Below are 18938 nucleotides of genomic sequence, written 5' to 3' on the forward strand. Positions count from 1 at the left end.
GCCATCGGTCCGACGGGCACCTGCGGCCAGTCTTCGTCTGAAAGGACTTCCCATGGCCGACATCGATCCTGTCTGCGGCATGACCGTCAAGCCCGAATCCCCCTATGCCTCGGACCTGGACGGCGCCCATTACCGCTTCTGCAGCGCCAAATGCAAAACCAAGTTCGATTCGGAGCCTCGGCACTACCTCGACTCTGAACCCTTAGCGCCCACTATCCCCGCGAGCACGGAATACACCTGTCCGATGCACTCGGAAGTGCGCCAGATTGGGCCAGGCACCTGTCCCAAGTGCGGCATGGCCCTGGAGCCGGTGCTACCGGATTTGAGGCAGGAGGACGACAACGCGGAATATAAGGATTTCCGTCGCCGCTTCTGGACCAGCCTGCCGCTGACCGCTATGGTCGTGGTGCTGGCCATGGCAGGCCATCGTTTCCATGGCCTGCCTCCGGCCAGCAGGACCTGGGTTGAGATGCTGCTGACCGCACCCATCGTGCTGTGGGCCGGCGCTCCCTTTTTTATCCGCTGCTGGCAGTCGCTGGTGCATCGCAGTCCCAACATGTGGACCTTGATCGGCATAGGTACCGGTGCGGCCTTTGCCTACAGCATCGTCGCTGCGCTGGCGCCGGGTCTTTTTCCGATGTCCTTCGAGGCCCATGGCAGGATTGGCGTCTACTTCGAGGCGGCCGCGGTCATTATTTCCCTCACCCTACTGGGCCAGATGCTGGAGCTGCGGGCCCGCTCCCAGACCTCGGCGGCGATCAAATCGCTGCTGGGCCTGGCGCCCAAGACGGCGCGTCGGATCAAGCCCGACGGTAGCGAAGAGGATGTGCCGCTGACCCTCGTCCATGTGGGCGACAGCCTGCGGGTGCGCCCGGGCGAGAAGGTGCCGGTGGACGGCGAAGTTGTCGAAGGCGTCAGCGCGGTGGACGAATCCATGCTCACCGGCGAACCGCTGCCGGTGACCAAGCGGCCTGGTGACAAGTTGATTGGGGCGACCCTGAACACCTCGGGCAGCCTGATGATGCGCTCGGAGAAGGTCGGTGCTGAGACGGTGCTATCCCAAATCGTGCAGATGGTGGTCCAGGCCCAGCGCTCCAAGGCGCCCTTGCAACGTATGGCTGATGTCGTGGCTGGTTACTTTGTGGTGACCGTGGTGGGCATCGCCTTGTTGAGCTTCTTCGGCTGGGGGCTGTTCGGCGGTGAGCGCGGCTGGTTGTTCGGCCTGATCAATGCCGTCTCGGTGCTGATCATTGCCTGTCCCTGCGCCCTGGGGTTGGCGACGCCCATGTCCATCATGGTGGCCACGGGCAAGGCCGCCACCCAAGGCATTCTGTTCCGCGACGCGGCGGCCATCGAGCGCCTGCGAGAAATCGACACCCTGATCGTGGACAAGACCGGCACCTTGACTGAGGGCCGCCCCGGGTTCGAGCGCGCGGTCGCCGCTGCGGGCAGCACCGAGGCGGAAGTACTGCGCTTGGCCGCCAGCCTGGACCAGGGCAGTGAACATCCCTTGGCCGATGCCATCGTGCGGGCAGCCCGGGAGCGCGGTCTTGTCCTGGACAAGGCGGATGACTTCGAGTCCTCCAGCGGAATCGGTGTGCGCGGTGCCGTGGGAGGACGCAAGCTGGTTCTGGGTAATAGCGTGCTGATGGCTCAGGAAGGCGTGGATGTCACGCCCATGGCCGAAGTGGCCGAGCAATTGCGTCATAGCGGCGCCAGCGTCATGCACCTGGCCGCCGCCGGTCGCCTGCTGGGCCTGCTGGCCGTTTCCGATCCGATCAAGGCAAGCACCCCCGAGGCGCTGACGGTGTTGCGCCAAGCCGGGCTGCGGGTGGTCATGGCTACCGGCGATGGCGAAACCACGGCCAGGGCGGTGGGCGAGCGGCTGGGTATTGACGAAGTTCATGGCGAGGTCAAACCCGCCGACAAGCTGGCCCTGGTGGAGCTTCTGCAAAAGGAAGGACGGGTCGTCGCCATGGCGGGGGATGGCATCAACGATGCGCCGGCGCTGGCCAAGGCCGATGTGGGTATCGCAATGGGCACTGGCACCGACGTGGCCATGAACAGCGCCCAGGTCACCCTGGTGAAAGGCGATCTGCGTGGCATCGCACGGGCCCGGGTGATCTCCGCTGCCACCGTTGGCAACATGCGCCAGAACCTGGTCTTCGCCTTCCTCTATAACGCTCTGGGGGTGCCCATCGCCGCCGGCATCCTGTACCCGACTTTTGGACTGGTGCTATCCCCCATCATCGCGGCGGCCGCCATGAGTCTGTCCTCTGTGAGTGTAGTGGGCAACGCTCTGCGCCTACGCGCATCCTAGAAACCTTACAGAAACGTAATATAGACGTCATGTTATTGACGGCAGACAAAGTACAAACTTATAGTGTCCTGACTCACAGGGCGACTGAAGTCCATACCAATCACAAGGAGCATCGCCATGAAACTGCAAGCCATTCTTCACGCCGTTCTGTTTGCTGCCATCGCTTCCCTGTCGGCCGGCACCTTCGCAGCCGATGCTGCACCCGCCGATGCGGCGCCGGCCAAGAAAGCAAAGCCTCATTCCCACATGGAAGAAAAGACCGGCGTGGCCGCCCCCGCCGCCGATGCGAAGCCCAGTGAAGCAAAGGTTGATGAGGCCAAGGTTAAGGCCAAGGCGAAAAGGCACCTGCATCCCCGAGACGGCAAGTAAACCGTTCTCTTGCGCGGGCGGAAAGGCTTCCTCCCGCGTCCATCGTCAAAAATCGCCGGCTCCGTGCGCCGCAAAGTGCCTTGCCGCATAATGCCAAGCACAGTGCCGGGTACGGCTAGCTCATGTGGGGCGAGAGGTGCGCGTGATTGTCGATCCACTCAAACAGCTCGTCGGCCGAAGCCTCTGATACATGACTGTAGGGATACATAAAGCGTCTGGTGAGGGGCGCGATATCAGTTCAGTGCTTTGGCAATGGCGAGAATCGGCTTCAGGCCTGACCCGAAGCGGGCAATTGCATCCCGCTGATTGCGCAGCTCGCCATAAGGCAGGTACTGGATGCCCAGATCGCCGATACGGGAGAACGCCGGTCGTTTGATTTGCTGCCGGACATCCGCTTCGCGCTCATCGGGCGCCACCAGGAACAGCGCATCACAGGTTTTGAGTTCGCTGCCATAGGCCAGATCCAGTAGGCGCACGATGCCTGAGTAGATGGAGGTCGTATGCTCCACCTCGAAGGCCGCCACGGCACGCTCATCCTGCAGCCAGATCACGTCGATCAGGCGCACTGCCTCGGCCCCCGGCAGGGTGGCCAGGCCATCTGGTAGCGCCGTCAGGCAGCCATCTCCCAGCCGACTGTCGCCGTAGGGCCGACCGCGGTCATTGGACGCAACCCAGACTGCGAATCCAAGGGCCTTGCCCAGGTCGCGTAGCCAGCCTTGGATCTGGGTGTGGGTCTCATCACTGTCCTTGGCGGATTTCACGGCCTTGCGCAGGCTGGCGGCTTCCTCCCTGACTCGCAGTAGATCGGCATGCCAAGCGTCTTCGGCCTGCTTGTCTCCATCCAGCGGCGGCACCGGGTAGCGCCCGGAGCCCACGTCGAACAGCAGACCGGCCACCGCACCCAGGTCGTTCGACAGCAGCTGCCGATGCTGCTGGTTCAGCGCCAGTATGCCGTCGCGCATGGCCAGATAGTGGTCCCAGCGTCCGAGCTTGACCTTGGATCCGGTCAGCGCGTTGTAGCCATTGACGATGGCGGTATTGAAGGGTGTCACCAGTGTTGGATGGATGAAGTAGAGCAAGTTCGCCACTGCCGGGCCGAGGCCTTTGATATTGAGGCCGTCAATATGAGTGATGGCCTGGATGATTTGCGCTTCGTTGTCGCAGCAATTACAGATATGCAGCAGGCGGGCGAAAGCCCTTTGGTTGTCCTGATTCTCGTAGATGTCGGGAATACGAAGCTTGGGCTTCCAGAGAAACGCATGGTCGGCGCCCTTAAAAATCTGGCGCTGTTCCGCCACGGATCCGACGACGGTCTCCAGGGAGGATCCGCGGTAGGCATTGCCAAAGCTGCCTTGCTCGATGTCCTGTATCACTTGGGAGATGCCACGCCGGATGGAGCGGAAGTTCTTGAGCCGTTCCTCCCACAGGAACCAGGTGGCGTAGGTACTGTGGGGGTCGACCTTCCAACGTTGGATCAGCGTCGCTATGGAGTTCATCTTTGCCTTGGCAGTCTAGTGAATCCGCATACTAACGAATTGACCTTGAGGACGAAAGCGAAGCCCAAGAACAGCTGGCCGCATCAGGGCGGGGTAAGGCCGATGTGTGCCAAGCCGCCTATGTGAACGCCGGCCTCCGGTCTCGGTAGTGGCGGTAGGCATCGCCGAAGGCATCCGACGAGTATCGCTCCTCTTTACTGGTCAGGCGGCAAGATATGAAGACCAGGACCAGGACCGGGAACATGACCAGGGTCGGCAAGGTGGGCCACTGCAGCAGGAAGCCGAACATGATCAAGACAAGGGCGACGTACTGGGGATGGAGGGCTGAAAACTGAGCAGAATGACTTGCCTGCGGAAGAATCAGAATGGTATTTCATGATGCAGAATAAATGGATTTTGGTGAGCTGGCCCCCGAGTTGGTTGGGGACTATTCTTGGGCCTTCGATCGTGTCCTGCCTCTATATGTGAGGGAACTTCCATCATGAAAGATTCAGCGCATCAATTGCCTCTACTTTCCGGTAGTGCATTCTCCGTCTCCCAGGCGGAGGACTACCTTCGTGATAGCGTGATTCCACTGCGTCTGGCATGTAATGACCGGGGGGGATTCCCCCTGGTGGCCGCCCACTGGTATTACTACGATCAAGGCTACCTCTGGTGCGTTCTGCATGGAGAATCACGCGTGGCCCAGAGACTGGCCGAGGATGGTCGTTGCGCTTTTGAAATCGCTGGCGACAAACCTCCGTACCTGGGCGTTCGCGGGCAGGGAGATGCGGCGTTGCTTGAAGGGCAGGCCGGCCCCCTTCTGGAAAAATTGCTGGATCGTTATCTGGGGCGCAGGGATACCCGCCTCGGTCAGTGGCTACTGGGACGTAAGGACCAGGAGCTGGTGCTGCGCATTCAGCCCCGGTGGGTCACCACTTGGGACTACCGGCAGCGGATGGCCGGTTAACCGGGGTGGATCTGCATTGTGATGGGTGGTCAGTCCCCCCCATGCAACCTGGACTCTGTAAAAATCGACTGCGGGAACGTAGGACAGTTTTGTCATGCAATGACGACGAGAGCGTGACTCTCTGCTACCCTTCCTCCCGGTACCTATTGAACATTAAAGGAAGCGGAGAGCCATGAAAAAAGCAGCAGGCAAGTCGTCCAGCACATCCACAGCATCCAAGGCGGTTGCGAAATCCAGGGGTGCTACGCCTTCCCGTGAAGTAGCCAGGAGCGCCACGACCAAGGCTACAACAGCCAAGGCGGGTGTGAAGACTCTGGCAGCATCTCGGCGTAAGGCGGGTTCCACCGGTGACGTGCTGAAGGAGTTGAAGTCCCTGGCCAAGGAATTGAGCCGTACCGCCAAGGGCCTCGGCACCAAGGCCGCCGGCAGCAACCCGGCGGCGGTGGCCGATATCCTGGGCAGTGTGGAACGCATGACCTCGGATGCCGCCACCAAGTCCTTGCAGGAAGCCGAGTCCGCCAAGCTGTTGCTGGCTTCGGCCCGGGATTCCCTGGGCAAGGACTGGAGCCGCAAGGAACTGGATGCCGCGATGCGCGCCACCAGCGAGCATCTGACCAACATCATCGTCGCCCAGGAATTTCAGGATCTGGCAGGGCAGGCCATCCGCAAGGCCATGAAGGCCCTGGTGGGCGCGATCATCGTGGTCGAGGGGAGCGGCGCGGATGACGGTCGGCTCTCCCAGTCCGAGGTGGACAAGCTGCTGGATGTGCTGAAGGCCTGAGCCTGGGTTGATTATTCCTGGAGGTGGCAAGGTGATACATCGGCAATATGTGTTCGCCTTCGAGGAGGGCGATGGCAAGAACAAGATGCTGCTTGGCGGCAAGGGCGCCAATCTTTGCGAAATGACCCGGATCGGCTTGAATGTGCCGCCGGGCTTCGTCATCAGCACCGAGGCCTGCCTGGCCTACCTGGGCCACAACCGCCTGCCCGAGCACCTGATGGACGAGGTGCGGCGTCACATGGCGGCGGTGGAGAAAAAGACCGGCAAGGTCTTCGGCGACACCGAGAATCCTTTGCTGGTATCGGTGCGCTCCGGTTCCGCCATGTCCATGCCGGGCATGATGGACACGATACTCAACCTGGGACTCAATGAGCGCACGCTTCAAGGCTTGATCCGGCTCACCGGCAACCCGCGTTTTGCCTACGATGCCTACCGCCGCTTCATCCAGCTTTACGGCAAGATCGCCCTCGGCGTTGCCGACGAGCATTTCGACAAGGCCATGGAGGCACTGAAGCAGCGAGTCGGTGCCGCCCAAGATGTAAATCTGACGGCGGAGCAATTGAAGGAACTGGCTGACCAGTTCGCCGCCATCGTCCAGCGGGAGACCGGCAGCCCCTTCCCCGAAGATCCTTACCAGCAGCTGGAGATCGCCATCGGCGCCGTGTTTCGCTCCTGGAACGGCAAGCGGGCGGTGGATTACCGGCGTCAGTTCAAGATCACCAAGGAGATGGCCAATGGCACGGCGGTGAATATCGTTGCCATGGTCTTCGGCAATATGGGCAACGACTCCGGCACCGGCGTGGGCTTTACCCGCAACCCGGGAACCGGCGAGAACATCACCTACGGCGAGTATCTGGTGAATGCCCAGGGCGAAGACGTGGTAGCCGGCATCCGCACCCCCAAGCCCATCGCCGAGATGGCCACGGAGATGCCCGAACTGCATCGGCAACTGATCGAACTGCGGGATCGGCTGGAGGCTCATTACCGGGAAGTACAGGATTTCGAATTCACCATCGAGCGGGGCACTCTCTACTGCCTGCAAACCCGCAACGGCAAGATGAACGCCCGGGCTACAGTGGTGACTTCGGTGGAAATGGCCAATAGCGGGCTATTGAGCCGGGATGAGGCGCTGCTGCGGGTGAACCCCCAGTTGCTGGAACAGCTGATGGTGCCCCAGCTGGCGCCCACTGGCCACCATGAAGCCCTGGCCCAGGGCCTGCCAGCCTCCCCCGGGGCCGCATCGGGCAAGATCGTCTTCGATGCCGATACGGCCGAGGCCCGGGGCAATGCCGGGGAACGGATCATCCTGGTTCGGGAAGAAACCAAGCCCGAGGACATCCATGGTTTTTTTGCCGCCCAGGGCATCCTCACCAGCCGGGGCGGCAAGACCTCCCATGCGGCGGTGGTGGCCCGGGGCATGGGCAAGCCCTGTGTTTCCGGCTGCGCCGCCATCGTCATAGACCACCATGCCCGCCGGGCCTGTATTGGTGGCGTGGGACTGGCAGAGGGGGACGTGATCACCATCGACGGCAGTACCGGCAATGTCTATGCCGGCCAGATTCCGACCAAGGAACCGGAGTTCTTCCCTGAACTGACACGGTTGCTGACCTGGGCCGACGACGTGGCCCGGCTCAAGGTGCGGGCCAATGCGGACACGCCGGCCGCCGCCGCCAAAGCTCGCAAGTATGGCGCTCGTGGCATCGGCCTGACTCGCACCGAGCGGATGTTCAATGACTCCGACCGGATTCCCATCGTCCAGGAGATGATCCTGGCCGATACCCTGGTCAAGCGCCAGGCAGCCCTGGACCGGCTGCTGCCCATCCAGCGGGCCGATTTCCATGCCATCTTCCGCGAGATGTCCGGTCTGCCAGTGACGGTGCGGCTGCTGGACCCGCCCCTGCACGAATTCCTTCCCGGCGAGAAACAGCTTCAGTTCGACCTGGACCGCCTACGGGCAAGCGGGAACCCGGCTGAACTGGCCCGGCACGAAGCGATGCTGGAGCGGGTGCGACAACTGGCTGAAGTCAATCCAATGCTGGGCCATCGTGGTGTGCGCCTGGGCCTGACCAACCCTGAGATTTACAGTATGCAGATCCGAGCCATTCTGGAGGCTGCCGCCGAATGCGTGAAGGAAGGGGTGCCCGTGGAACCGGAGATCATGGTGCCCCAGGTGGCAGCAGTAGAGGAGTTGGCCCGAGTGAAAAAACAGGTGGAGAAAATCCATCGGGAGGTGGAGGCAGCTACCGGCGTTACTGTGGATTATCACTTCGGCACCATGATGGAGGTGGTGCGGGCCTGCCTGCGAGCCGAGGACATGGCGAGCTTGGCTGAGTTCTTTTCCTTCGGCACCAATGACCTGACCCAGGCCACTTTCTCCTTTTCCCGGGAAGATGCGGAAAACAAGTTCCTGCCTTTTTACGTGGAGCAGGGCCTACTGCCAGAGAACCCATTCGAAGCCCTCGACATCAAGGGCGTCGGTCGTCTGATGACCATGGCGGTGGAGTGGGGCAGGGCTGCCCGACCGGAACTCCAGGTGGGAATTTGCGGGGAACACGGCGGGCATCCTGAATCCATCGCCCTGTGCCATCGCATCGGTCTGGACTATGTCTCCTGTTCCACCCCTCGTGTACCCATCGCCCGTCTGGCCGCAGCTCAGATCCGGTTGAATGAAATCGCCACCGGCAGTCCTCGCAGCGATGCTTGAGTCTGTGGTGCGGAGCATCCCTATAACGGAGTCTTGACGATCTCGGTGATGGCCAAGGTGGCAATGTCGTTGAGTTTATCGGCCCGCGTTCCATCCTGCTCCAGCAGAGAGGACACCATGCAGAAGCTGGCGGGCACGAACATGTCCCGGCCATCGGGTGACCGGCGCCGTACTCCGTAGCGGATTTTCTGGCGATCGTCGCCTGAGAGCTTGCCGATCAGGCTCTTGGTGGCCCAGATGGCTCCGTGGCGAGCCAGATCGGAAATTCGTGCCGCCTGGTTGATGGTGTCGCCGAGAACCACGAATTCGACGCTGGTGGATGTCTGGAAGGTACCCAGCCACTCCTGGCCCTCGGTGATGCCGATGTTCAGGTACAGCTCGTTTAGCCAGTTCTTGCGTAATTGCCAGGCCTTGCTGAGCTTCTGCATCTCATGGCTGATTTCTTGGGCGCAGGCGATGGAATTGGCCAGATAGTCGCTGTCGGGCTGGGGGAAGAAGTAATACACCAGTCCATCGCCCACGTGCTTGCCGCAACTGGCATGGTACTTACGAAAGATCGGTCCCATGGCGGTCCAGATCTCGTTAATGAGTTCGAAGTATTCCTCCGGGGGAAGTTCCGAGCATATCTTGACCGAGCTTTGCAGGTCGGCCACCAGTACCGCCAGGGGCGTCAGCACTGGCAGGCGGCGCTGGAGCAGGCCTCGGATCACCTCGTCGCGGCGGGCCAGCAAGTCCAGCAGGGAGTTGTGCTGTTCATGCAGCGAATGGTCCGGCACATAGGCGATGAAAATTCCCTCCCGGAAGAAGGAGGCATAGGCCTTGTAATGCTGGTACATGCCCATCGCATCGGCCAGGCTTATTGAGGTCTCGGCCACGGGCCTGACCGATATTTCGTTGACCTGTTTCAGGCGCTGCTGTAGCTGGTTGGACAGTTCAGCAGGAATGCCATGGCACAATTGTCCCAGTCCAGTGGGTGACAGCCGGCCCTTGGCCAGTCCCAGGTGGAAATCCAGCAGGTCCTGCCAGATGTCCCAGCAGTCCCGGGTGGACAGGAGGCGGAACAAGCCCCGTTCCTCGCTGGTGGCGGGCAGGGAGGACAGGCCGCCGAACAACTGGGTACGAGCATGCTCATTAAGCCAGGTCAGTTCGAAATTGGGGTTCAGCATGTAAGCCGGGTGGGGCAGGTCGTCCAGAGTGACCTTGATGCTTGATGAAGAGATGAGAGGATGTGCCTCGCCGATGCCTGCGCGGGATTCATTGAGGGTAATTCCGGACTTCAGTTGGGAGACGATATTGGCCATGCTGATCCCTTCCTGTTTCAGCTTCTGAATATGTCGCACACGCTCGACCGTGTTTTCGGGGAAAAACCCCAGTTGCCGCGGCCCCTTGGCCGCGCCAGGATTCATCACTACCGGCTTGGACACCAAACCCATGGCAATGTAGTTGTTCAGTGTCGCTCTTGAAATACCAGTTGAATCAAGTATTTCCTTGCTTGAAAGCATATTGCCCATCCTGTATTCCGGTTCGGGAGACGGGAGTCTACTTGAACTGTACAGTTAATACTTGATCTGTTCAGGCTATTTGTCAAGGACTATTTGGGCCATGTCATAATGTTCAGAGATTTTTGCGACAGTCATCCCGGGACTGGATTGGGAAGGCTTGAAACAGGACAAGGGGGTGTTGGCTGATGGAGCAGCAGTTCATGGAGGCCGCGTTGGTGCTGGCTCGGGAAGCGGGAGCCTTGGGCGAAGTGCCGGTGGGAGCGGTGGTGGTCAAGGATGGGCATATTGTCGGTCGGGGCAGCAACCAGCCCATCGGACGTCACGACCCCACCGCACACGCCGAGATCATGGCCCTCCGGGATGCGGCGCGGAACCTCGGCAACTACCGGCTTCCGGGCTGCGAACTGTATGTCACACTGGAACCCTGTGCCATGTGTGCTGGCGCCATCATGCATGCGCGGATTTCCCGGGTGGTCTTCGGCGCCCGGGATCCCAAGACGGGGGTGGCGGGCAGCGTGATCGATCTGTTTGGCGAAGCGCGGCTGAACCATCATGCGGGGATTCAGGGAGGGGTGATGGCTGAGGAATGTGCCGCCCTGTTGTCCGGTTTTTTTGCTGCTCGGCGTGGCAAGTCGCAGGTTGCATGATGAGAATCAGAATTAGCATTCTATCTCAATGCATTGAAATTTATGATGATAACGATTTTTTTTATCGTCGCTATTCCATCTCTACCGCGAAGAATGGGGCTGGAGAGCAGCGAGGGAGTTTCCGTACTCCCCGGGGCCGCCACCTGATCCGGGCCAAGATCGGCGCCGGACAGCCGGAAAACGCGGTATTCGTGGGGCGCCGTCCCACCGGAGAAATCTGGACGCCGGAACTGGCTGCAGCTCATCCCGGGCGGGACTGGATACTGACCCGGATCCTGTGGCTGTCAGGACGGGAGCCGGGCGTCAATCGCCTGGGCGATGTGGACACCATGCGCCGCTACATCTATCTCCATGGCAGCCCGGATACGGTGGAAATGGGCAGTCCAGGTTCCATCGGCTGTGTGCGGATGCGCAATCGGGACATCATTGAACTGTTCAATCTGGTGCCTCCCTACACCCCGGTGGATATCGTCGAATTCCGGGTGGACGGCGCACAGACGGAGACCGGCGCTCCGACGGCATCGGCCTATGGACCGGCGGGAGAGCCGCTGGGGAGCGGCCATTTGCGGGTCGATGGCTGTATCGACGGTCTTGCGGTGCTGGAGCCCTGGCGTGGCAAGGGGGTAGGAACCGCTCTGCTGGACCGTTTGCAGGAATCTGCCGCCGAGAGGAGCATGGGCCAGGTCTGGTTGGACGTGCCCCGCGCGCGGACGGAATTTTTCCAGCGGCTGGGGTTCCGGCAACAGGGAGAGGCCTTTCTGGACTCGGGAATTCCCTGTCTGCGCATGATTCGACAGCTGCCTTCAGTTTCCTAGTTCATCACTCCACCGCTGGCGGCGGGGTTCCCGGACTGCCGAAGGGGGGCCGGGCCAGCCATACCATCAGGATCAGGCCCAGGAAAATGCAGCCCGCCACCCAGAAGGTATCGTTGGCGGCCATGGTGAAGGCTTCGCGGCTGAGCAGTCGGTCCACCTGGAGCAGGCTTTGCTGGGCTGACAGTCCCAGGGATTCCATGGTTTCCAAGCCTTGGGCCGCATAGGGATTGGCCTGATGCACGGTTTCCGCCAGACGCTGATGGTGAAAACTGGCCCGGTGGTCCCAGAGCGTTACCGCCAGGGAAGTGCCGAAGCTTCCAGCCAGAACCCGGAGGAAATTCGCCAGCCCCATGGCATTGGGCATGTGGCTGGGGCTGATACGCGAGACAAGAATCACCATCATGGGGGTGAAGAAACCCACCATTCCCAGGCCCTGTATCAGTCGGGGCAGGGTGATGGAGGCCAGATCCACGTTGTTGGCAAAATAACTCTGCCACCAGAAGGTTATGGTGAAAATCAGGAAACCCAGGGTCACGACCAGCCGCAAATTTAACTTGTCCAGGTGCTTGCCCAGAACAGGGGTCAGCAACACGGGCAGTATGCCGATGGGTGCCGTGACGATTCCGGCCCAGGTGGACGTATAGCCCATGTTGGTCTGAAGCCAGAGAGGAAGCACCACGACGCCGCCGAGGAAGGTCATGTAACCCAGGCTGATCACCACCGCAGCGACCAGGAAGTTGCGTTCTCCCAAGAGGCTCAGATCCACCACGGGATGGTGGTCGGTCAGTTCCCAGACGACCAGGGCGCTGAGGGTGATGACGGCCACTATCGCCAGGATCATGATCAGATTGGAGCTGAACCAGTCCAGTTCATGCCCCTTGTCGAGCAGGATTTGCAGGCTGCCGACCCCCAGGATCAGCAGGGCCAGGCCGACGGTATCGATGGGCATCCGGGCGGTCTGGCTTTCCCGATGCCGGAGAATCGGCCAGCAGACGGCGATGCAGATCAGGCCCACGGGCAGGTTGATATAAAAGATCCAGGACCAGGACAGGTGTTCCGTGATCCATCCTCCCAGGAGAGGGCCGACGATGGGGGCCACGGCGATCACCATCATGGAAATCGCCATCGCCAGGCCCCGTTTCTGGGGCGGGTAACAGGACATCAGCAGGCTTTGAGCCAGAGGAAACATCGGTCCGGCAGCGGCCCCTTGCAGAATGCGGGCGAAGATCAGGAACTCCAGGGAATGGGCAAAGCCGCAGAGCCAGGAGGACAGGACGAAGCCCAGGGTGGCCAGGACGAACATGCGCACTTCGCCGAAGCGTCTGGCCAGCCAACCGGTCAGGGGCAGGGCGATGGCATTGGCGACGCCGAAGGATGTAATGACCCAGGTGCCCTGGGACGGGCTGACGCCCAGGTCGCCGGCTATGGTGGGGACGGAAACGTTGGCGATGGTGGCGTCCAGCACCTGCATGAAGGCGCCCAGGGACACGAAGATCGTGACCAGGATCAGGGGAATGCCGCTGAGGGGAGGACGTTCTTCCATCGGAGATGCTATGAGACAGTGCGGAAGGGAAGGATACGCGCCGGATATGAAAAAGGGCGGCTGAAGCCGCCCTTCGCTGTGCGCCGTCGATGGGGATTACTTGACCCGGTTGCGGTATTCGTCGGTGCGGGTGTCGATTTCGATCTTGTCGCCGATATCGACGAACAGGGGCACGGGCAATTCGAAGCCGGAGGCCAGCTTGGCGGGCTTCATGACCTTGCCGGAAGTGTCGCCCTTGACGGCCGGCTCGGTGTACGTGACCTCACGGACCACGGTGGTGGGCAGTTCCACGGAGATGGCCTTGCCGTCGTAGAACACCACTTCACAGGCCAGTCCGTCCTCCAGATACTTGAGGGCGTCGGTCATGTTGTCGCCTTCCACCTCGTACTGGTTGTAGTCAGCGTCCATGAAGACGTAGAGGGGATCGGCGAAGTAGGAATAGGTCACTTCCTTGCGATCCAGCTGGACCAGCTCGAATTTGTCGTCCGCCTTATACACCGTCTCCGAATTGGCGCCGGTGAGCAGGTTCTTGAACTTCATCTTGACGACCGCTGCATTGCGGCCGGACTTGTTGTATTCGGCCTTCTGGACAACGAGGGGGTCGCTGCCCACCATGATGACGTTGCCGGCGCGGAGTTCCTGAGCGGTTTTCATGACGTTAAGCCTTGGGCTGGAAACAAAAGCCCGAGATTTTACATTGATTTCATTACGAAAGACAGCAGATTACCCACTAGGTCGCCGTTATTTTGCAGTTGTCGTGCCCAGGTCTGTCCATGGACATGGAGGGTGGGCAGGGCAGCGCGAAAATCGGGCCAGGCCGCTCCTGCATCCTCGCCCTGCTCCCATGCCCACCAGAAGCGTTGCAGTGCCATTGCCCAGGCTTCAGTCTGGTGCCCAGCCAGATAGCGATCGAGAAAGGCTGCCAGCTTTACCTGATGATGCTTATCCGCCTGAGGGTAAATGTGCCAGACAAAAGGTTTCTCGGCCCATTGGGCGCGGACGAAGGAGTCCTCGCCGCGGACGAAATTCAGATCGCACAGCCAGAGTAACTTGTCATAGTCAGGCTGGGGCAGGAAGGGCACGACTTCCACCACCAGTTGTCCTTGTTTGAAACAGGCGCCGGGAGCCGCATCGCCGATGTCGAAAAAACGCCGGACTTGGGGCAGCAGGCGACTTTCCGGTACCAGTAAATGGATCGGGAGAGGATGGGCGGTCCAGGCGGCCAGGAGGGAGTCCAGGGCCGGGTTTTCATAGCCGAAGAGGGACACCACCAAGGCGTCCGCCACCGGGTCGGCCAGACCCAGACCTGCCCGGCAGGCAGCGGGGTCGAAAACCGCCCGCCGGGCCGTGTAGTCCTGTTCCCGTAGCAGGCCGCCAGTGCCGGAAACAAAGCCGGGGAAGAAAAAATGCTTGGTCAGGGGCAGGCGGGGGTGGGGCGAGGCGAGGCCATGGCAACCGGCCACCCAGTCCTCGGCCGACAGATATTCCAGGTTGATCCAGACGGGCGCCACCGGGCGACGGGCCATGGCTTCCAGATAGGCTGCCGGCAGTTCACAGGCGAAGGCCTCTATCACTACATCGGCTACGTCTTCGCAATGTCGTGGCGCATCGGTCCAGTGCACAATCGTGACCCCGTCCGCCATCTGCCGGTCCCTTGCCGGATCGATGCCGGGGCGGAGCCGGGGGAAGGGCGCCAGATCGTCCACCCACAGATGCACCGACAACCCATGTTCCATTGCCAGCTGGCGCGCCAGGCGCCAGCAGACGCCAATATCGCCAAAGTTGTCGATGACCCGGCAGAAAATGTCCCAGCGCTTTTTCATGGGCCGGTATCATAAGTCGGCCGAGCCGGAATCCTCCAGGAAGCTTCGATGAGTGGCGGTACCGATTGGCCGAAAAGGCGCAAAAAAGGCCCTCCCTCTCCCCCTTCGACGGGCTCAGGACAGGCCAAGCTCCCCCTCGCGGGGGAGGTGATTGATTTGCTCGCTGCGCTCGAGCTTTTTCCCTCTCGTTCCAATGGGGTGTTTCACGGTAACGCAATGAGTTCACTGCTGACCTGCACCGACTGTCCGCGCCTGGCCGATTTCCTGGTCCAGGTGAAATCCGGCAACCCCGGCTACCACTGCAAGCCCGTCGTACCCTTTGGCGATGATCGGGCGCGTCTGCTGATCGTCGGCCTCGCTCCCGGCATGCATGGCGCCAATCGCACGGGCCGGCCCTTCACCGGCGACTATGCCGGCATCCTGCTCTACGATACCTTGCATCGCTTCGGCTTCGGCTCGGCGCCGGTGTCGCTGGCGGCCGACGACGGCCTGATCCTGACGGATTGCCGCATCACCAATGCGGTGAAATGCCTGCCACCGGAAAACAAGCCCGAGCCTGCGGAAATACGGACCTGCAACACCTATCTGGCGGACGAACTGCGGGCTTCGCCCCAGGTGAAGGTGATCCTGGCCCTGGGCCTGGTGGCCCACAAGGCGGTGCTGATGGCCCTGGGCCTGAAGCAGAGCGCCCGAACTTTTGGCCATGGCGCCCGCCATGAGCTGCCCGATGGCCGGGTGCTGATCGACAGCTATCATTGCAGCCGCTACAACACCAACACCGGCCGCCTCACCGAGGCGAGCTTCCACGATGTGTTCCGCCTTGTCCGTGTCGAACTCGACGCCTGATCCAAAGCCCGAAGCGCCAAGCTTCGACGCCAAGACATTCCTGGCTGGCCTGACCGAGGCGCCAGGGGTCTATCGCATGCTGGACGGCCAGGGCCGGGTGCTCTACGTGGGCAAGGCCAAGAACCTGAAGAAGCGCGTCAGTTCCTACTTCCAGAAGACCGGTCATAGCCCCCGCATCGGCCTGATGCTGCAACAGGTGGCCCAGGTGGAAATCACCGCCACCCGTTCCGAAGCCGAGGCCTTGATCCTGGAAAACACCCTGATCAAGAAGTTGGCGCCAAAGTACAACATCCTGTTTCGGGACGACAAATCCTATCCCTACATCCGCCTGTCGGGGGATGAGTTTCCCCAACTGGCCTACCATCGGGGCGGCTTCGAGCGCCATTCCCGCTATTTCGGCCCTTTTCCCAACGGCTTGGCGGTACGGGAGGCCATTCAGTTGCTGCAAAAGACCTTTTTGTTGCGCACCTGCGAGAACGCCGTCTTCGCCCATCGCTCCCGTCCCTGCCTGATGCATCAGATCAAGCGGTGCAAGGCTCCCTGCGTAGGTCTGGTGTCGGCCGAGGAATATGGCCGCGACGTGCACATGGCCGAGATGTTCCTGCGGGGACGCCACGGTGAGGTGATCCAGGGCTTGACGGAGCGGATGCAAGTGGCCGCCGACCAACTCCAGTTCGAGACGGCGGCGGCCCTGCGGGACCAGGTCCGGGCCTTGCAGGCGGTGCTGCATCGGCAGTATGTCAGTTCTACTCGGGAGGAGGACGTGGATATCCTGGCCGTGGCGTCCCTGCGCGGCGAGTTGTGCATCAATCTGGCCATGGTGCGCGGGGGGCTGCACCTGGGGGATCGGGCTTTTTTCCCCCGGGATGCGGTGGGTGACGCGGATCCAGCCGAAGCCCTGGTGGCCTTCATCTCCCAGCACTACCTGGAGCATCCGCCACCGCCCCGGCTGGTGGTGGGTCTAGATGTGGCGGAGGAATGCGCCACCGTATTCGAAGGCAAGAAGGTGGCTGTGTTGTTGCCCAGGAATGAAATGGAGCGGGCCTGGCTGCTGATGGCAGAAAAGAATGCCGAACTGGCCGCCACCGCCCGGGGCCAGGCCAGCAGCCGTGCGGGAGAGCGGATGGAGGCCCTGAGGGCTGCCCTGGAACTGGCGGAGCCACCTCAACGCATCGAGTGTTTCGACATCAGCCACACCATGGGGGAGGGCACAGTGGCCTCCTGCGTGGTCTGCGTGGATGGCACCATGAAGAATGGGGAATACCGGCGCTTCAACATTACCGGCATCACGCCGGGAGATGACTATGCCGCCATGCGCCAGGCCCTGGAGCGACGTTACGGCAAGGTGGCGGCGGGGGAGGGAGTGGCGCCGGACCTGATCTTGATCGACGGTGGCAAAGGCCAGCACCGGATGGCCCGGGAGGTGTTGGAGGAGCTGGGCCTGGACCATCTACGTTCTATTGGCATCGCCAAAGGCGAGGAAAGGCGGCCAGGACTGGAAACCCTGTTCGTGTCCGGTCGTCCGGAGCCGCTACAATTGGCGCCTGACCACGCGGGCTTCCATCTGATCCAGGAAATCCGTGACGAGGCCCACCGCTTTGCCATTACCGGCCATCGGGCGCGACGGGCCAAGGCCCGGGGGCATTCGGCCCTGGAGGAAATGGCGGGCATCGGCCCGGCCCGACGCCGCAAATTGCTGGCCCACTTTGGGGGCCTCGATGGCGTCCGGTCGGCGACGGTGGAGGATATTTGCCGCGTGGAAGGGATCAGCCGAAAGCTGGCCGAGGAAATTTACCGCCAATTACACTGACCATGCCTCTGAATATTCCCAATCTGCTGACCTGGGCCCGCATCATCCTGATTCCCCTCTTCGTCGGCGTCTTCTATCTGCCGCCCCATTGGCTCTCGCCTCCAGAACAGAATGAGGTGGCCACGCTGATTTTTATCGCCGCCGCCGTGACCGACTGGTTCGATGGCTGGTTGGCCCGCAAGCTGGGGCAGACTTCCGCCTTTGGCGCCTTCCTGGATCCCGTCGCGGACAAGCTGATGGTGGCCGCAGCCTTGGTGTTGCTGGTGAAGCTGGGAAGGGCTGATGCGATCATCGCCTTCATCATCATCGCACGGGAAATCGCCATCTCAGCCTTGCGCGAATGGATGGCCAAGGTGGGGGCGGCCCGTAGCGTGGCCGTTTCCTTCATCGGCAAGCTGAAAACCGCGGCTCAGATGATCTCCATCCCCATGCTGCTCCACCATGGCCGACTGGGAGAACTGGATCTTCAGCGCTTGGGCAGTGTCCTGCTGGATGTGGCGGCCGTACTGACCCTATGGTCCATGGCCTACTATCTGTGGAAAGCTTGGCCGGAAATTGCCATCCACGGCAAATAATGCAAAGGGTGGCTTGCGCCACCCCCTTCAGGATGGATCGCGGGGAGGTTCCTTGCCCGGGGCGCCGCCAGCGCCAGGACCACCCTGACCGCCACCTTGACCCGGCAGCTTCTTTTTGGGCTTGAAAGGGCCCTTGGACTTCCTGGGCTTGTTCTGGGGATTACCGGGCCCGCCGCCATGAGGACCGGGACCACCGTAGCCACCACCACCGTGCCCACCCTGGCCCTGTCCACCACCCCTGTTCTGCCCAGGCATGTGTCGCGGTTTGGGTGATTGATGAATCGGCGGTGCGCCGATCCGGTTGCCCGGCGCCAATTGAATTTCCAGTTCCACGATCTCGTCCCACTGGGCATCGGTGCGATCATACTCGTGGATTGCCAGCAGTTCCTTGAGCCGGGAGCGGGGATCGCGGGGAGTTGGGTTGACAGGATCGTTCGTGGTCATGGGCTGAATTATTGTCGGGTTCGTCATGCCAAGGCAAATCGCCTTAATGACGGCCTGCATGCTGTGCAGGTCGCATTGTACTGACGAGAAGGGCGGTGAATTTCACCAATCCCCATCATCGCTTCCCATGGGCGCCGCCATGGCCTTCGCCCCAAAAATCCGGGGTGCGAAAAAAAACCGTCAGTGGGACGGTTTCTTTGAATTTTTGGGGTGACCGATGGGACTCGAACCCACGACGACTGGAATCACAATCCAGGACTCTACCAACTGAGCTACGGCCACCACCGAAGAGGGGCGCATTATACATGAGTCCC

16 protein-coding genes, 1 tRNA gene and 1 pseudogene are annotated in these 18938 nt (G+C 61.4%); 11 read left to right on the top strand and 7 right to left on the bottom strand.

Annotation, left to right across the window (positions count from 1 at the left end; translation table 11 throughout):
* Nucleotides 1-52: 52 nt before the first annotated feature.
* On the top strand, nt 53-2320 hold the full coding sequence (locus tag DENOEST_RS08095; protein ID WP_145768905.1) for a heavy metal translocating P-type ATPase: 2268 nt from the start codon (nt 53-55) through the stop codon (nt 2318-2320).
* A gap of 117 nt (nt 2321-2437) precedes the next feature.
* A complete protein-coding gene (locus DENOEST_RS08100; protein WP_145768906.1) occupies nt 2438-2689 on the top strand; it encodes a hypothetical protein in 252 nt (83 codons plus the stop codon).
* Nucleotides 2690-2922: 233 nt separating this feature from the next.
* Here DENOEST_RS08100 and DENOEST_RS08105 read toward each other — a convergent pair whose 3' ends face one another.
* Nucleotides 2923-4185: a type II restriction endonuclease gene (locus tag DENOEST_RS08105; RefSeq protein ID WP_145768907.1), complete on the bottom strand. Its 1263-nt coding sequence runs from the start codon at nt 4183-4185 to the stop codon at nt 2923-2925.
* Between the two features lie 481 nt (nt 4186-4666).
* On the opposite strand from DENOEST_RS08105, the gene DENOEST_RS08110 reads away from it, so the two are divergent.
* From DENOEST_RS08110 to ppdK, 3 genes are all read left to right on the top strand, one after another.
* The gene (locus DENOEST_RS08110; RefSeq protein WP_145768908.1) at nt 4667-5134 is read left to right on the top strand and encodes a pyridoxamine 5'-phosphate oxidase family protein; all 468 of its coding nucleotides are present in this window, start codon (nt 4667-4669) and stop codon (nt 5132-5134) included.
* Nucleotides 5135-5306: 172 nt separating this feature from the next.
* Nucleotides 5307-5915 (top strand): protein phosphatase CheZ, encoded by a 609-nt coding sequence (locus DENOEST_RS08115; protein ID WP_145768909.1) that lies wholly within the window; start codon nt 5307-5309, stop codon nt 5913-5915.
* A 31-nt stretch (nt 5916-5946) separates the two neighbouring features.
* A complete protein-coding gene (ppdK, locus tag DENOEST_RS08120; RefSeq protein WP_145768910.1) occupies nt 5947-8619 on the top strand; it encodes a pyruvate, phosphate dikinase in 2673 nt (890 codons plus the stop codon).
* 20 nt (nt 8620-8639) lie between these two features.
* On the opposite strand, the gene DENOEST_RS08125 is transcribed toward ppdK, so the two are convergent.
* A complete protein-coding gene (locus DENOEST_RS08125) occupies nt 8640-10121 on the bottom strand; it encodes an adenylate/guanylate cyclase domain-containing protein (protein ID WP_170228045.1) in 1482 nt (493 codons plus the stop codon).
* A gap of 185 nt (nt 10122-10306) precedes the next feature.
* Between DENOEST_RS08125 and tadA the strand changes: the two genes are divergently transcribed.
* From tadA to DENOEST_RS20165, 3 genes and pseudogenes are all read left to right on the top strand, one after another.
* A complete protein-coding gene (gene tadA, locus DENOEST_RS08130) occupies nt 10307-10768 on the top strand; it encodes a tRNA adenosine(34) deaminase TadA (protein WP_232096470.1) in 462 nt (153 codons plus the stop codon).
* Nucleotides 10768-11244 (top strand): annotated as a pseudogene (locus DENOEST_RS20160) (L,D-transpeptidase family protein); the annotation flags it as partial. The gene tadA and the pseudogene DENOEST_RS20160, both read left to right, overlap by 1 nt.
* A gap of 6 nt (nt 11245-11250) precedes the next feature.
* Entirely contained in the window at nt 11251-11583 is a 333-nt protein-coding gene (locus tag DENOEST_RS20165; RefSeq protein WP_269475918.1) for a GNAT family N-acetyltransferase, read from the top strand.
* A 4-nt stretch (nt 11584-11587) separates the two neighbouring features.
* On the opposite strand, the gene DENOEST_RS08140 is transcribed toward DENOEST_RS20165, so the two are convergent.
* The 3 genes from DENOEST_RS08140 to earP form a co-directional block, all read right to left on the bottom strand.
* Complete coding sequence (locus tag DENOEST_RS08140) at nt 11588-13126, bottom strand: DHA2 family efflux MFS transporter permease subunit (protein ID WP_145768912.1); 1539 nt, start codon at nt 13124-13126, stop codon at nt 11588-11590.
* A gap of 96 nt (nt 13127-13222) precedes the next feature.
* A complete protein-coding gene (gene efp, locus DENOEST_RS08145) occupies nt 13223-13780 on the bottom strand; it encodes an elongation factor P (protein WP_145768913.1) in 558 nt (185 codons plus the stop codon).
* A gap of 38 nt (nt 13781-13818) precedes the next feature.
* Nucleotides 13819-14949, bottom strand: a complete 1131-nt coding sequence (gene earP, locus DENOEST_RS08150) for an elongation factor P maturation arginine rhamnosyltransferase EarP (RefSeq protein ID WP_145768914.1) — start codon at nt 14947-14949, stop codon at nt 13819-13821.
* 216 nt (nt 14950-15165) lie between these two features.
* On the opposite strand from earP, the gene DENOEST_RS08155 reads away from it, so the two are divergent.
* The 3 genes from DENOEST_RS08155 to pgsA are packed head-to-tail and all read left to right on the top strand — an operon-like array spanning nt 15166 to nt 18180.
* Nucleotides 15166-15795 (top strand): uracil-DNA glycosylase, encoded by a 630-nt coding sequence (locus DENOEST_RS08155; protein ID WP_145768915.1) that lies wholly within the window; start codon nt 15166-15168, stop codon nt 15793-15795.
* A complete protein-coding gene (gene uvrC / locus DENOEST_RS08160; protein ID WP_145768916.1) occupies nt 15758-17605 on the top strand; it encodes an excinuclease ABC subunit UvrC in 1848 nt (615 codons plus the stop codon). Before DENOEST_RS08155 ends, uvrC begins: the two co-directional genes overlap by 38 nt.
* 2 nt (nt 17606-17607) lie before the next feature.
* Nucleotides 17608-18180, top strand: a complete 573-nt coding sequence (pgsA, locus tag DENOEST_RS08165; protein ID WP_145768917.1) for a CDP-diacylglycerol--glycerol-3-phosphate 3-phosphatidyltransferase — start codon at nt 17608-17610, stop codon at nt 18178-18180.
* A gap of 27 nt (nt 18181-18207) precedes the next feature.
* Here the strand turns inward: pgsA and DENOEST_RS08170 are convergent, their stop codons facing one another.
* Together DENOEST_RS08170 and DENOEST_RS08175 are read right to left on the bottom strand one after the other, a co-directional pair.
* On the bottom strand, nt 18208-18624 hold the full coding sequence (locus tag DENOEST_RS08170; protein ID WP_145768918.1) for a hypothetical protein: 417 nt from the start codon (nt 18622-18624) through the stop codon (nt 18208-18210).
* A 206-nt stretch (nt 18625-18830) separates the two neighbouring features.
* Nucleotides 18831-18906, bottom strand: a tRNA-His gene (locus DENOEST_RS08175).
* Nucleotides 18907-18938 lie beyond the last annotated feature (32 nt).

It is taken from the genome of Denitratisoma oestradiolicum, from assembly GCF_902813185.1.
In the GTDB taxonomy this organism is placed as follows: domain Bacteria; phylum Pseudomonadota; class Gammaproteobacteria; order Burkholderiales; family Rhodocyclaceae; genus Denitratisoma; species Denitratisoma oestradiolicum.

Bases quoted from the DNA above. Each gene is read 5' to 3' on its own strand.
- DENOEST_RS08110 (WP_145768908.1), top strand. From the start codon at position 4,667: ATGAAAGATTCAGCGCATCAATTGCCTCTACTTTCCGGTAGTGCATTC.
- DENOEST_RS08125 (WP_170228045.1), bottom strand. From the start codon at position 10,121: ATGCTTTCAAGCAAGGAAATACTTGATTCAACTGGTATTTCAAGAGCG.
- DENOEST_RS08100 (WP_145768906.1), top strand. From the start codon at position 2,438: ATGAAACTGCAAGCCATTCTTCACGCCGTTCTGTTTGCTGCCATCGCT.
- DENOEST_RS08105 (WP_145768907.1), bottom strand. From the start codon at position 4,185: ATGAACTCCATAGCGACGCTGATCCAACGTTGGAAGGTCGACCCCCAC.
- uvrC (WP_145768916.1), top strand. From the start codon at position 15,758: ATGTGTTCCGCCTTGTCCGTGTCGAACTCGACGCCTGATCCAAAGCCC.
- DENOEST_RS08095 (WP_145768905.1), top strand. From the start codon at position 53: ATGGCCGACATCGATCCTGTCTGCGGCATGACCGTCAAGCCCGAATCC.
- DENOEST_RS08140 (WP_145768912.1), bottom strand. From the start codon at position 13,126: ATGGAAGAACGTCCTCCCCTCAGCGGCATTCCCCTGATCCTGGTCACG.
- DENOEST_RS08115 (WP_145768909.1), top strand. From the start codon at position 5,307: ATGAAAAAAGCAGCAGGCAAGTCGTCCAGCACATCCACAGCATCCAAG.
- pgsA (WP_145768917.1), top strand. From the start codon at position 17,608: ATGCCTCTGAATATTCCCAATCTGCTGACCTGGGCCCGCATCATCCTG.
- earP (WP_145768914.1), bottom strand. From the start codon at position 14,949: ATGAAAAAGCGCTGGGACATTTTCTGCCGGGTCATCGACAACTTTGGC.
- DENOEST_RS08155 (WP_145768915.1), top strand. From the start codon at position 15,166: ATGAGTTCACTGCTGACCTGCACCGACTGTCCGCGCCTGGCCGATTTC.
- DENOEST_RS08170 (WP_145768918.1), bottom strand. From the start codon at position 18,624: ATGACCACGAACGATCCTGTCAACCCAACTCCCCGCGATCCCCGCTCC.
- efp (WP_145768913.1), bottom strand. From the start codon at position 13,780: ATGAAAACCGCTCAGGAACTCCGCGCCGGCAACGTCATCATGGTGGGC.
- tadA (WP_232096470.1), top strand. From the start codon at position 10,307: ATGGAGCAGCAGTTCATGGAGGCCGCGTTGGTGCTGGCTCGGGAAGCG.